The 13,109-nt window shown below is 61.9% G+C and carries 9 protein-coding genes and 1 pseudogene; 7 read left to right on the top strand and 3 right to left on the bottom strand.

Annotation, left to right across the window (positions count from 1 at the left end; translation table 11 throughout):
• Positions 1-6: 6 nt before the first annotated feature.
• Positions 7-881 (top strand): annotated as a pseudogene (locus RHM60_RS02545) (DMT family transporter).
• Positions 882-940: 59 nt separating this feature from the next.
• A complete protein-coding gene (gene yghX / locus RHM60_RS02540) occupies positions 941-1,828 on the top strand; it encodes a YghX family hydrolase (protein ID WP_322213488.1) in 888 nt (295 codons plus the stop codon).
• Here the strand turns inward: yghX and RHM60_RS02535 are convergent, their stop codons facing one another.
• Positions 1,829-3,013, bottom strand: coding sequence for a DUF2252 family protein (locus RHM60_RS02535; protein ID WP_057009270.1), 1,185 nt, complete (start codon positions 3,011-3,013; stop codon positions 1,829-1,831). It abuts the gene before it with no gap.
• 148 nt (positions 3,014-3,161) lie between these two features.
• On the opposite strand from RHM60_RS02535, the gene ampC reads away from it, so the two are divergent.
• Positions 3,162-4,304, top strand: coding sequence for a class C beta-lactamase (gene ampC / locus RHM60_RS02530; RefSeq protein ID WP_322213487.1), 1,143 nt, complete (start codon positions 3,162-3,164; stop codon positions 4,302-4,304).
• A 25-nt stretch (positions 4,305-4,329) separates the two neighbouring features.
• Here the strand turns inward: ampC and RHM60_RS02525 are convergent, their stop codons facing one another.
• Positions 4,330-4,932, bottom strand: coding sequence for a tRNA-(ms[2]io[6]A)-hydroxylase (locus RHM60_RS02525; protein WP_209981636.1), 603 nt, complete (start codon positions 4,930-4,932; stop codon positions 4,330-4,332).
• A gap of 148 nt (positions 4,933-5,080) precedes the next feature.
• Between RHM60_RS02525 and RHM60_RS02520 the strand changes: the two genes are divergently transcribed.
• Complete coding sequence (locus RHM60_RS02520) at positions 5,081-5,944, top strand: universal stress protein (protein ID WP_322213486.1); 864 nt, start codon at positions 5,081-5,083, stop codon at positions 5,942-5,944.
• Positions 5,945-6,613: 669 nt separating this feature from the next.
• Positions 6,614-9,223, top strand: a complete 2,610-nt coding sequence (gene acnB / locus RHM60_RS02515) for a bifunctional aconitate hydratase 2/2-methylisocitrate dehydratase (RefSeq protein ID WP_209990313.1) — start codon at positions 6,614-6,616, stop codon at positions 9,221-9,223.
• A gap of 216 nt (positions 9,224-9,439) precedes the next feature.
• On the opposite strand, the gene RHM60_RS02510 is transcribed toward acnB, so the two are convergent.
• On the bottom strand, positions 9,440-10,717 hold the full coding sequence (locus RHM60_RS02510; protein ID WP_322213485.1) for a serine/threonine transporter: 1,278 nt from the start codon (positions 10,715-10,717) through the stop codon (positions 9,440-9,442).
• A 224-nt stretch (positions 10,718-10,941) separates the two neighbouring features.
• Here RHM60_RS02510 and RHM60_RS02505 point away from each other — a divergent pair, with 224 nt between their 5' ends.
• Both RHM60_RS02505 and RHM60_RS02500 read left to right on the top strand, forming a co-directional pair.
• A complete protein-coding gene (locus RHM60_RS02505) occupies positions 10,942-11,895 on the top strand; it encodes a 2-hydroxyacid dehydrogenase (protein ID WP_322213484.1) in 954 nt (317 codons plus the stop codon).
• Between the two features lie 129 nt (positions 11,896-12,024).
• A complete protein-coding gene (locus tag RHM60_RS02500; protein WP_209981628.1) occupies positions 12,025-13,092 on the top strand; it encodes a phosphotransferase family protein in 1,068 nt (355 codons plus the stop codon).
• The last annotated feature ends 17 nt before the right edge of the window (positions 13,093-13,109 follow it).

Here is a 13,109-nt window from a genome sequence, read left to right as displayed (position 1 = left end):
CCACTCATGCAACGCACGTCTCCCAACAACACCCGAGGCTGGATCAACGGTTTTATCGGCGTGGTGATTTTCAGCGGTTCACTGCCGGCCACGCGCGTGGCGGTGATGGAATTCGACCCGGTGTTCCTGACCGTCACCCGCGCCGCGCTCGCCGGCCAGCTAGGGTTGGCCCTGCTGTGGCTGTTCAGGGAAAAACGTCCGGCGCGCACGCAATGGGTACCGCTGGTGATCGTCGCGCTCGGCGTGGTCATCGGCTTTCCATTGCTGACCGCGCTGGCGCTGCAATACGTCACCTCCGCCCACTCCATCGTGTTTATCGGCTTGTTGCCGCTGGCGACGGCAGTGTTTGGCGTGCTGCGTGGCGGTGAGCGTCCGAGGTTAGTGTTCTGGCTGTTTTCGCTGTTGGGCAGCCTGCTGGTGGTGAGCTACGCGTTTGCCCAAGGCTTGAGCGCCGCGCCCTTCGGGGATTTGCTGATGCTGCTGGCGGTGCTGGTGTGCGGCCTGGGCTACGCCGAAGGCGCCCAACTTTCGCGCAGCCTGGGCGGCTGGCAGGTGATCTGCTGGGCACTGGTGCTGTCGCTGCCGGTGGTGGCACCGTTGAGCCTGATTCTGGCACCCGCCACGTTCAGCGGTATCAGCCTGCCGGCCTGGCTGAGCCTGGGCTATGTTGCGCTGTTCAGCATGCTGATCGGCTTTGTGTTCTGGTATCGCGGGCTGGCCCAAGGCGGCATCACGGCGGTCGGCCAGTTGCAACTGCTGCAACCTTTTTTGGCCTTGCGCTGGCGGCGGGCCTGCTGCACGAGCAGGTCAGCCTGGGCATGTTGCTGGTAACGGTCGCCGTGATCGGCTGCGTGGCCGGGGCGAAAAAGTTTGCGCGTTAACGCAGGCACTACCCGCAGTGGTCTACAGTGCTTGCCATCGCCAATCGAGGAGTGCACCGATGACTCGTCTCACCGCCAAAGACTTTGCCCCCGAACTGCTGGAACTCTACGACGGCTACGCCCATGGCAAGCTCAACCGGCGTGAGTTTCTCGACCGCGCCGCGCTGTTCACCTTCGGCGGCCTGACCGCTTCGGCGCTGCTCGCGGCGCTGAGCCCCAACTATGCGTTGGCCGAGCAGGTGAAATTCACCGACCCGGACATTGTGGCCGACTACATCACCTACCCCTCACCCAAGGGCAACGGCACGGTGCGCGGCTATCGGGTGCGCCCTGCGAAAGCTGCAGGCAAGTTGCCGGCGGTGGTGGTGGTTCACGAAAACCGAGGCCTCAACCCCTACATCGAAGACGTCGCCCGACGTCTGGCCAAGGCCGGTTTTATCGCCCTGGCGCCCGATGGCCTGACCTCAGTGGGCGGCTACCCCGGCAACGATGAAAAAGGCGTGGCGCTGCAACAAACCGTCGATCCGACCAAGCTGATGAACGACTTCTTCGCCGCCATCGAATGGCTGATGCACCACGACAGCAGCACCGGCAAGGTCGGCATCACCGGTTTCTGCTACGGCGGCGGCGTGACCAATGCGGCGGCGGTGGCCTACCCGGAACTGGGCGCCGCCGTGTCGTTCTACGGCCGCCAGCCCGAGGCCAGGGACGTGCCGCGCATCAAGGCGCCGCTCATGCTGCATTACGGCGAGCTGGATACGCGGATCAACGAAGGCTGGCCGGCCTATGAACAGGCGCTGAAGGCGGCCGGTACTCACTACGAAGCGTTCATCTACAAGGGCGCCAACCACGGCTTTCACAACGACTCGACGCCACGGTACGACGAAGCGGCGGCGAACCTGGCGTGGGAGCGCACCCTGGGCTGGTTCAATAAATACCTGGCCTGATCAGTGTTCCAGCGCATACCGCCGGCAATGGTCGAGGTAGCCCTGCTCGTGGCTGCCCACCAGTTGCACCACGCTGGTCCATAACCAGGACGGTGCATCCAGCTGCCGTGAGCGGTTCTCCTGCAACATGGCCATCCAGTCCCTGCGCGTCGCCCGATCCATTTGCCGGGCATGGGCGATGCCGACCACGCGCGCCAGGTAACCGGCGGCGTGCATGGCGTCGATCTCACTCAATTCGTCCAGCTCCAGCTTCATGTCCTGGGGCAGCAGCTCGCGGATGAAAAAACCATGGTCCAGAAAACGCGTCGCCAACATGCGCTCACCCAACCCCGGTGACAGCTGACGGGCGCCCTCCACCACGCGCCGGCCGTTGTCCCGTGGCATTTTTGCGCGGGCTGCGCGCGGTGCCGCTGCGCCGACCGCCTCCTTGATGTCGATCAGGCAGTATTCCTGATCGTCCTTGTCGCCAACGCGCAACAGCGCCGCGTAACGCAGCAGGCCGAGCGAGCTGCAACCCTTGACCCAATAGGCCGAGTCCATCAATTCGACCTTGGCGTCCTTGGGCCGTCCCTTGAGCGAGGTCACCAGGTGATGCAGCTCATCGGAGCCGCACAAGGCCTGCAGGGCGCTTTTTTCCGCACGGGACAATGCCCAGAAGTGCTTGCCCAAAGGGATCGTCGGGCGTACGTCATCGATGCGCTCGCGGGCCAGGTGCTTCCAGGTGCGTTCCACCGCGCTGCGCATCCCGGCCTTGACCTGGGACGGCCGTGGCGGCACTTCATCCGGCTTGTCCTTGAAGGCCTGCGCGTAGCCCAGCATCATTTCTTCGAGCATGCGGGCCGTGGTCACCCCGGGCAGGTCCGAGCCCCGCGCGGCAGTGGCCAGGGATAACGCCAGGCGCACCAGGTCATGGGCCGGGTTGCCGATAACGGTCTGGTCGAGATCGCGGATATGCATGTCGATGCGGCCATTGTTGTCGCCGGTCGGCCCCAGGTTGCCCGCGTGGCAATCGCCACAGATCCAGATCGGCGGCCCGCTGGGCAAGCGTCGACCGGGCAGGCTGTGCAGCCACTCGTAGAATTGGACGGTACTGCCGCGTACGTAGGCATGGGCCGAACGGGCCATTTTGAGGTTACGCAGTTGGGTCAGGTGCGGCATGCGGGCGGAAGGACGCGGCGTTTTCATTGACGGACTCGATACGGGTGTAGCGATAGAGCTTCGCGGGCCGGCAAATGTTTCATTATGTTTCGTAAAAGGTTTTACCCGAGGGCTGGGGTAAACACCCGGTATTTGCGAAACTTGCCCACCCTCTTATCTGCCATGGAAGCGACCCATGCCTCGATTCATCCCCTCTGTCACGGCCCTTGCGCTGCTCATTGGCGCAAGCCACTGCCTGGCCGCCACCGACTTGCGCGCCGTGGTGGACGCCAGCGTCAAGCCGCTGATGCAACAGCAAGCCATCCCCGGTCTGGTCGTTGGGGTGCTGCAGGACGGCAAAGCGCAGTATTTCAGCTACGGCGTAGCGGACAAGCAAAGCGGGCAACCGGTCAGCGAGAACACCCTGTTTGAAGTCGGTTCGGTGAGCAAAACCTTCACCGCCACCCTCGCCGGCTACGCCGTGGCCTCGGGCAAACTTACCCTCGACCAGCCGGCCAGCCACTACCTGCCGGCACTCAAGGGCGGCCGGTTCGATCACATCAGCGTACTCAACCTGGGCACGTACACCGCTGGCGGGCTGCCGCTGCAATTTCCCCAAGAGGCGGATAACAGCCAGCGCATGATCGGCTATTTCCAGCAGTGGCAGCCCGCGTTCGCCCCTGGCACCCAGCGCCTGTATTCCAATCCGAGCCTGGGCCTGTTTGGCTATCTGGCGGCGCAAAGCCTGGGTCAGCCGTTCGATCAATTGATGGAAAAGACCTTGCTCCCAACGCTTGGGCTCTCGCATACCTTCCTGAAAATACCTCGAAATCAGATAAGCCTGTACGCCCAAGGCTATGACAACAAAGGAAAACCTGTACGGGTTGGCCCGGGCGCGATGGACAGTGAAGCCTATGGCATCAAGACCAGTGCGGCGGACCTGCTGCACTACGTCAACGTCAACATGAACCCCGCTGGCCAGGAAAAACTCGTCCGGCAGGCCATTGCGCTCACCCATACCGGCTACTACACCGTCAATGGCATGACCCAGGGTCTGGGCTGGGAAATGTACCCGTACCCGATCCAACTGAACGCCCTGATTGACGGCAACTCCACACAGATGGCCATCGAGCCGCACAAGGTCGATTGGCTGACACCCGCGCGAGCCCCCCATGCGGACACACTGGTGAACAAGACCGGTTCCACCAATGGCTTCGGTGCGTATGTGGCCTACGTACCAAGCGCGCGCATGGGCGTGGTGATTCTGGCGAATAAAAACTATCCGAACGCCGAACGGGTAAAAGTCGCCCATTCAATCCTGAACGCGCTCAACCCTTGATCACCGGATTGGCGTGGCCGTCGCCTCAGGCCGGCACGCCACTGTGAAAGCGGAACTCGACATCGGCTGACTCGATCAACTCCTGTTCCGCCGCCCTCACCCGTTCGATGACCTGGGCGATGTCAGCGGCGTCGCCGTACTGATACGCCAGTTTCAGATAACCCTGGAAATGCCGCGCCTCGCTTTTCAGCAAACCGAAGTAGAACGTGCCGAGTTCTTCGTCCAGGTGCGGCACCAGGGCTTCGAAACGCTCGCAACTGCGCGCTTCGATAAAGGCGCCGACCACCAGCGTATCCACCAGCTTGACCGGCTCGTGGTTGCGTACCACCTTGCGCAACGCCGAGGCGTAACGGCCGGCCGACAATTGGCGCAGCTCGACCTTGCGCTTCTTGATCAGGCGCATCACCTGTTCGTGGTGCACCAGTTCTTCGCGGGCCAGGCGCGACATCATGTTGATCAGGTCCACATGGCCATGGTACTTGGCGATCAGGCTGAGGGCGGTACTGGCCGCCTTGAACTCACAGTTCTTGTGGTCGATCAGCAGGGTGTCCTGATCGGCCAGCGCGGCCTGGACCCAGGCATCGGGGGTGCGGCAACCGAGGAATTGGTGGATGTCGGGCAGGTTCATCGGACTCACGGGCAAAGGATCACAAAAGGGCGCCGATTATACCGAGCGCGCCGCAGACCACCAGCCGCCTACCTTGATGTGCATCAAGATGACGAATACCGGGCAGCGACTATAGTTGTTGCAGTCCACGTTCCTGGAGGTGCCGACCATGCAAGCCATCCGCAGCATCCTGGTGGTTATCGAGCCCGAACAGGCCGACAGCCTGGCCCTCAAGCGCGCCAGGCTGATCGCCGGCGTGACCGACGCGCACCTGCACTTGCTGGTGTGCGACAGGCGGCACGAGCATTCAGCGCTGCTGAGCCAGCTCAAGGCCGGCTTGCGCGAGGACGGCTACACCGTCACCACCGAACAGGCGTGGAATGACAGCCTGCATGAAACCATCATCGACGTGCAGCAGGCCGAGGGCTGCGGTCTGGTGATCAAGCAGCACATGCCCGACAGCCCACTGAAAAAGGCCCTGCTGACCCCGGCGGACTGGAAACTGCTGCGCTACTGCCCAACGCCGGTGCTGCTGGTGAAAACCTCCACCCCGTGGAGCGGTGGCGTGATCCTCGCGGCGATCGATGTGGGCAATACCGACAGCGAGCATCGCGCGCTGCACGATTCGATCATCGACCATGGTTTCGAGATTGCCAGCCTGGCCAAGGCGCAACTGCATGTGATCAGCGCCCATCCATCGCCGATGCTGGCGGCGGCCGATCCGACGTTCCAGCTCAGGGAAACCATCGCAGCGCGTTATCGCGAACAGTGCAAGGCGTTCCAGGCGCAATTCGATGTGGACGACGCGCACCTGCACATCGAGGAAGGCCCGGCCGATGTGTTGATTCCGTTCGCGGCGCACAAATGGCAGGCGGCGGTAACGATCATCGGCACCGTGGCGCGCACCGGAATTTCCGGGGCATTGATTGGTAATACGGCGGAGGTGGTGCTCGATGCGGTGGAGAGCGATGTGCTGGTGCTGAAACCGCAGGCGCTGATGGATCACCTCGAAGCGTTGGCCATCAAATCCTGAGACGATAAAGATCAACTGTGGGCGGCGGCACCCAAACTAAAGCGTCTGTGGCGAGCGGGCTTGCCCCGCGTTGGGGTGCGAAGCGCCCCCAATCAAGGGACACGCGGTGTACCTGATACGGCTCAGCGTCTGGTTTTGGGGCTGCTGCGCAGCCCAACGCAGGACAAGCCTGCTCGCCACAGGGAATCTGCGCTTAACTGAACGGCATTAGGGCAAGCCCGCTCGCCACAGGGAGGTGGTTGCCTGAAATCTCAGATCGTGACGTCATCTGATGAGAGGGCACGACACAAACCAGCGAAACAGTCGGCCATATTAGCCCTTTGTCTAAGCGTGATTGCCCGGCAATCTTGGCCAGGCAACTTACCTTTAGATTTTTTTTGCCGTAGAATCACCCGGCCTTGTAAGGCGCCAATAATCCGCTGGAAGCTGTTTTCAAAGCGTCACGAGCACAGTCGTTCCTTCAGAACGGTGTTGGCGATGGTCAATGACTCGGTAGGTCAAGCCCTCGCCAACCCTCATCAGCCCGTTCTGCAGGCGTAAAACTTTGAAAGCAGCTTCTGTGAGAGATGCCGGCAGCGCTGGCTTTGCGGCCCAAAAAGCCCCCGAGCGCACGCGTGCCGATCATTTCTGGATGAGCGTCCCGTGGGACCACTGATGAGGGTAATAACTGTGCTTGAAGCCTACCGCAAACATATCGAAGAGCGTGCAGCCCTGGGTATTGTTCCCCAGCCGCTTAACGCCGAACAAACCGCAGGCCTGGTCGAGCTGCTGAAAAATCCCCCTGCCGGCGAAGAAGCATTCCTCGTTGACCTGATCACCAACCGCATTCCACCAGGCGTTGACGAAGCCGCCTACGTCAAGGCCGGTTTCCTTTCCGCCCTGGCCAAGGGCGAAGCCACTTCCCCCCTGATCGACAAAAAACGCGCCGTTGAACTGCTTGGCACCATGCAAGGTGGCTACAACATCGTGACGCTGGTCGAGCTGCTGGACGACGCCACGCTGGCGCCTGTCGCGGCCGCCCAGCTCAAGCACACCCTGCTGATGTTCGACGCGTTCCACGACGTGGCTGAGAAAGCCAAAAACGGCAACGAGCATGCCAAAGGCGTGCTGCAGTCGTGGGCTGACGGCGAATGGTTCCGCAACCGCCCTACCCTGGCCGACAAGATCAGCCTGCGCGTGTTCAAGGTCACCGGCGAAACCAACACCGACGACCTGTCGCCGGCACCGGACGCCTGGTCGCGCCCTGACATCCCGCTGCACGCCCTGGCCATGCTGAAAATGGCCCGCGAAGGCATCGTGCCGGACGAGCAAGGCAAGACCGGCCCGATGAAGCAGATCGAAGAGATGCGCGGCCAGGGCTTCCCGATCGCCTACGTCGGTGACGTGGTCGGTACCGGCTCGTCGCGTAAATCGGCCACCAACTCGGTGCTGTGGTTCTTCGGCGACGACGTGCCCTACGTGCCGAACAAGCGCGCCGGCGGCTTCTGCTTCGGCAGCAAGATCGCGCCGATCTTCTACAACACCATGGAAGATGCGGGTGCTCTGCCGATCGAGTTCGACGTCAGCAACATCAACATGGGCGACGTGATCGACCTGTACCCGCACGCCGGCAAAGTCTGCAAGCACGGTACCGACGAAGTCATCACCACCTTCGAAATGAAGACCCCGGTGCTGTTGGACGAAGTCCGCGCCGGTGGCCGTATCCCGCTGATCATCGGCCGTGGCCTGACCGACAAGGCCCGCGCCGAACTGGGCCTGGGCCCTACCGACCTGTTCAAGCTGCCTGAAGCGCCGGTCGACACCGGCAAGGGTTTCACCCTGGCGCAGAAGATGGTCGGCAAGGCCTGTGGTCTGCCGGAAGGCAAAGGCGTTCGCCCTGGCACCTACTGCGAACCGAAGATGACCACCGTAGGCTCCCAGGACACCACCGGTCCGATGACCCGTGATGAACTGAAAGACCTGGCGTGCCTGGGCTTCTCGACCGATCTGGTGATGCAGTCCTTCTGCCACACCGCGGCCTATCCAAAGCCGATCGACGTGACCACTCACCACACCCTGCCTGACTTCATCATGACCCGTGGCGGTGTATCGCTGCGTCCAGGCGACGGCATCATCCACAGTTGGCTGAACCGCATGCTGCTGCCGGACACCGTCGGCACCGGTGGTGACTCCCACACCCGTTTCCCGATGGGCATCTCGTTCCCGGCCGGTTCCGGTCTGGTCGCGTTCGCCGCAGCCACTGGCGTCATGCCACTGGACATGCCGGAATCGATCCTGGTGCGTTTCAAAGGCAAGATGAAACCTGGCATCACCCTGCGTGACCTGGTTCATGCCATTCCTTACTACGCGATCCAGTCCGGTTTGCTGACCGTAGAGAAGAAAGGCAAGAAAAACGCCTTCTCCGGCCGCATCCTGGAAATCGAAGGCCTGAACGACCTGACGCTGGAGCAGGCGTTCGAGCTCTCCGACGCCTCGGCCGAACGTTCGGCTGCCGGTTGCACCATCAAGCTGTCCAAAGCGTCGGTCACCGAGTACCTGAACTCCAACATCACCCTGCTGCGCTGGATGATCGGTGAAGGCTACGGCGACCCGCGCACCCTGGAACGTCGCGCCCAAGCGATGGAAGCCTGGGTGGCCAACCCGGAGCTGATGGAAGCCGATGCCGACGCCGAATACGCCGAAATCATCGAGATCGACCTGTCGGAAATCAACGAGCCGATCCTCTGCGCCCCGAACGACCCGGACGATGCCCGTCTGTTGTCCAGCGTTGCCGGCGAGAAGATCGACGAAGTGTTCATCGGTTCGTGCATGACCAACATCGGTCACTTCCGCGCAGCCGGTAAGCTGCTGGAGCAGGTCAAGGGTCAGCTGCCAACCCGTCTGTGGCTGTCGCCGCCGACCAAGATGGACGCTCACCAGCTGACCGAAGAAGGCTACTACGGCATCTACGGCAAGGCTGGCGCGCGCATGGAAATGCCCGGCTGCTCGCTGTGCATGGGTAACCAGGCACGGGTAGAGCCGAACTCGACGGTGGTTTCCACGTCGACCCGTAACTTCCCGAACCGTCTGGGCGATGGCGCCAACGTCTACCTGGCCTCGGCCGAGCTGGCGGCAGTCGCATCTACCCTGGGTCGCTTGCCGACTGTCGAAGAGTACATGGGCTACGCGGCGAAACTGGACACCATGGCCAGTGACGTCTACCGCTACCTGAACTTCGACCAGATCGCCGAGTTCCGCAAGATCGCAGCAAGCGCCAACATCCCGGTGATTCAAGCCTAAGGTGTTGTGACGTAAAAACGCCGCGTATCGCAAGGTACGCGGCGTTTTTTTATGCCTGGAATCCAGTATCAGCAACACCACAAAACAAATGTGGGAGGGGCTTGCTCCCGATAGCAGTGGTTCAGTCAACACCTTCAGTGACTGATTCACCGCCATCGGGAGCAAGCTCCCTCCCACCTTTCAGAGGTTGAGCAGCCCTGAAAGCTGCGTTAAACCTCAAGCAATAAACGAATACACCAACGCCGTAATCGCCACCAAGCCCACCGCCGTGACAAACACATTGGACGCCTGCCCACGGTACCTGGCCATCGCCGGCACCTTGCGGATGGCATACATGGGCATCAAAAACAGGATCGACGCAATCACCGGCCCGCCCAGGGTTTCGATCATGCCAAGGATGCTCGGGTTAAGCGTCGCGACGATCCAGCACACCACCAGCATGAAAGCAGCAGTCATGCGGTCCAGGGTCTTGGGCGCCGGGCGGCGACCGGTCTTGACGATCAAGCCCTTGAGGCCTTCGCTGGCGCCGATGTAGTGGCCCAGGAACGACTTGGCAATCGCCACGAACGCAATCAGCGGGGCTGCGAAAGCGATGGTCGGGTTGTCGAAGTGGTTGGCCAGGTACGACAGGATCGACAGGTTCTGCGCCTTCGCCTCGGCCAGTTGCGCCGGCGACAGGGTCAGCACACAGCTGAACACGAAGAACAGCACCATCACCACCATCAGCACATGGGCGCGGCACAGGATCTGCGAACTGCGCTCGTCGGCATGGGCGCCGTACTGGCGCTTCTGGTCCACCGCAAAGGCCGAGATGATCGGCGAATGGTTGAACGAGAACACCATCACCGGAATCGCCAGCCACAAGGTATTGAGCAATGCCGATGGCGCCGGCACCACGTGAGCGGTACTGAGGATGCCACCGGTCCAGTGCGGCACCAGGTACACCGCGAGGAACAGCAACGCGACGATAAACGGATACACCATCAGGCTCATGGCCTTGACGATGACCTGCTCACCGCAACGCACCACGGCCAGCAGGCCCAGGATCAGCACGAACGACAGGATCGCCCGTGGCGGCGGCATGATGTGCAGTTGATGCTCCATGAAGCTGCCGACCGTGTTGGTCAGCGCAACGCTGTAGATCAGCAGGATCGGAAAGATCGCAAAGAAGTACAACAGCGTGATCAACGCACCGGCCTTGATGCCGAAGTGTTCTTCGACCACGTCGGTGATATCGGACCCTTCACGCCCGGACAGGACGAAACGGGTCAGGCCACGGTGGGCAAAGAACGTCATCGGGAACGCCAGCACCGCCAGAATCAGCAGCGGCCAGAAACCGCCGAGGCCTGCGTTGATCGGCAGAAACAAAGTGCCGGCGCCAATCGCTGTGCCGAACAGGCCCAGCATCCAGGTGGTGTCCTGGCGGCTCCAGCTTGAGAGGGTTGCAGGTGTCGTTGCATAGCGTTCGTCGACGCTATTGGCCTGATCATTCATCCGGTCGGATCTCCGCATTGACACGGCCGGGACGAGTCAGAAAAACCTGACAGGCAGCGCCCCGACTGTAGAAGGGGCTGGATTGTCCGGGATTCTCTTGAAGAAGCAAAGACTTAGCTGAGGAACGGTGAGCTCGCGGCCAGCCTGTTCGCACCTGCAATGGGATTTTGCGTACAGATGCGCTTTATACTCACCCGCTCAAACCCCTCAGCAAGAGCGTTGCGATGACCACCACTGTCCTGGTCCTGGTTGAGACCATCAACGAATACCTGCACATCATCGAAAGCAATGACTTTCATGTGATCCTTGCGCCGACGCCGGCTGAACGCGCCCAGGCGATCAAGGCCCAAGGTGCGCAGATCAAGGCTGTGCTGACCCGTGGCCCGCTCGGTCTGTATGCCGAGGAAATCGCCGCATTGCCGGTGCTGGAAATCATCTGCGTGATCGGCGCCGGTTATGAACACGTGGATCTGCAGGCCGCCAGCAATCGCGGGATCGTGGTGACCAACGGCGCCGGGGTGAATGCGCCGTCGGTGGCGGACCATGCCATGGCGCTGCTGCTGTCACTGGTGCGCGGCATCCCGCAGACTGACGCCGCCGTGCGCCGCAGTGAATGGCCCAAGGTGATGCGCCCTTCCCTGGGCGGCAAGCAACTGGGCATTCTCGGGCTCGGCGCGGTAGGCCTGGAGATCGCCAGGCGCGCGTCTCTGGGGTTCGGCATGCAGATCAGCTACCACAACCGTCAGCCCCGCGATGACGTGGACTACACCTACTGCGCCACGGCGGTGGAACTGGCGCGCACCTCGGACTTCCTGATTCTTGCCACCCCCGGCGGCGCCAGCACCCGTCACTTGATCGACCGCCGCGTTCTGGACGCGCTCGACCCCAATGGCTACCTAGTCAATATCGGCCGTGGCAGCGTGGTGGTCACTGCCGACCTGATCGCCGCCCTGGAGCAACGCCGAATCGGCGGCGCGGCGCTGGATGTGTTCGATGACGAACCCAAGGTGCCCGACGCGCTGAAGAAACTCGGCAACACCGTGCTCACCTCCCACGTCGCCGGCCTGTCACCGGAAGCGGCCCACGACACCGTGCAGCGCGTGGCCGACAACCTCACGGAATATTTTGCCGGACGCCCGGTACTCACGCCCGTCGCCTTGCCCGCGCCCATTAAATGACCGATCAGGCACGCTGATCATCCTCCAACACGCTAACCTATTAAGCCGCCCCGACCTTGTCGCTGGGCGGCACTGCGCATTAGATTACCCAATAGTCCAAGGCCTCAAGAATAAGCAGAAGGGATAAGCATGGCGCTGAACGACCAATCGACAACGATTCGCCCAGGCGAAGAACTGGATGCCAGCCTGATCGATCCCTACCTCAAGGCGCATATCCCGGGCCTGAGTGGTGCGGTCACCATCAGCCAATTCCCTGGCGGTGCGTCCAACCTCACGTACCTGCTGGAATACCCGGACCAGGAATTTGTGCTGCGTCGCCCGCCCTTCGGCCACAAGGCCAGGTCCGCCCACGACATGGGCCGCGAGTTCCGCATTCTCAACCAGCTCAGGGATGGCTTCCCCTACTGCCCCAAGGCCTACGTGCACTGCACCGACGAATCGGTGATCGGCGCCGAGTTCTATGTGATGGAACGCGTCAACGGCATCATTCTGCGTTCCGACCTGCCGCCCGAGCTGGGCCTGGACGCCAGCCGAACGCAAGCGCTGTGCAAAAGCTTCATCGACACGTTCGTCGAGCTGCACCGGGTCGACTACAGCGCCTGCGGCCTGGCCGACCTGGGCAAGCCCGAAGGTTACGTGCAGCGCCAGATTCGCGGTTGGAGCGAGCGCTACGAAAAGGCCTTGACCCCCGACGCGCCACAGTGGGAAGCCGTGCGTGCCTGGCTCAATGACAAGATGCCGGCCGACCACCCTACCTCCAGCATCGTGCACAACGACTACCGCTTCGATAACGTAATCCTCGACCCGCACAACCCGATGCAGATCATCGGCGTGCTGGACTGGGAACTGACCACCCTGGGCGACCCGCTGATGGACCTGGGCAACACCCTCGCCTACTGGATCGAAGCCGCCGACCCTGCGCCGGTGCAACTGATGCGGCGCCAGCCGAGTAATGCACCGGGCATGCTCACCCGACGCCAGTTTGTCGACTACTACGCCGAACGCGCCGGCATCCAGATCGACAATTTTGACTTCTACTACACCTACGGCCTGTTCCGCCTGGCGGGCATCGTGCAGCAGATCTACTACCGCTTCTTCCATGGCCAGACCCAGGACAAACGCTTTGCGCAGTTCATTCACATGAACAAGCTGCTGGAGCAGATGAGCCTGAATGTCATCGGTAAATCCGCGCTCTGATCGTTCACAACAAGGAA

It is taken from the genome of Pseudomonas sp. MH9.3, from assembly GCF_034354675.1.
Lineage (GTDB): Bacteria > Pseudomonadota > Gammaproteobacteria > Pseudomonadales > Pseudomonadaceae > Aquipseudomonas.
This window is presented reverse-complemented; position numbering and strand designations above follow the sequence as displayed.

Coding starts and splice junctions, on each gene's coding strand:
- RHM60_RS02535 (WP_057009270.1), bottom strand. CDS start 3,013: ATGAAAACGCCGCGTCCTTCCGCCCGCATGCCGCACCTGACCCAACTG.
- RHM60_RS02510 (WP_322213485.1), bottom strand. CDS start 10,717: ATGAATGATCAGGCCAATAGCGTCGACGAACGCTATGCAACGACACCT.
- RHM60_RS02520 (WP_322213486.1), top strand. CDS start 5,081: ATGCAAGCCATCCGCAGCATCCTGGTGGTTATCGAGCCCGAACAGGCC.
- RHM60_RS02505 (WP_322213484.1), top strand. CDS start 10,942: ATGACCACCACTGTCCTGGTCCTGGTTGAGACCATCAACGAATACCTG.
- yghX (WP_322213488.1), top strand. CDS start 941: ATGACTCGTCTCACCGCCAAAGACTTTGCCCCCGAACTGCTGGAACTC.
- RHM60_RS02500 (WP_209981628.1), top strand. CDS start 12,025: ATGGCGCTGAACGACCAATCGACAACGATTCGCCCAGGCGAAGAACTG.
- ampC (WP_322213487.1), top strand. CDS start 3,162: ATGCCTCGATTCATCCCCTCTGTCACGGCCCTTGCGCTGCTCATTGGC.
- RHM60_RS02525 (WP_209981636.1), bottom strand. CDS start 4,932: ATGAACCTGCCCGACATCCACCAATTCCTCGGTTGCCGCACCCCCGAT.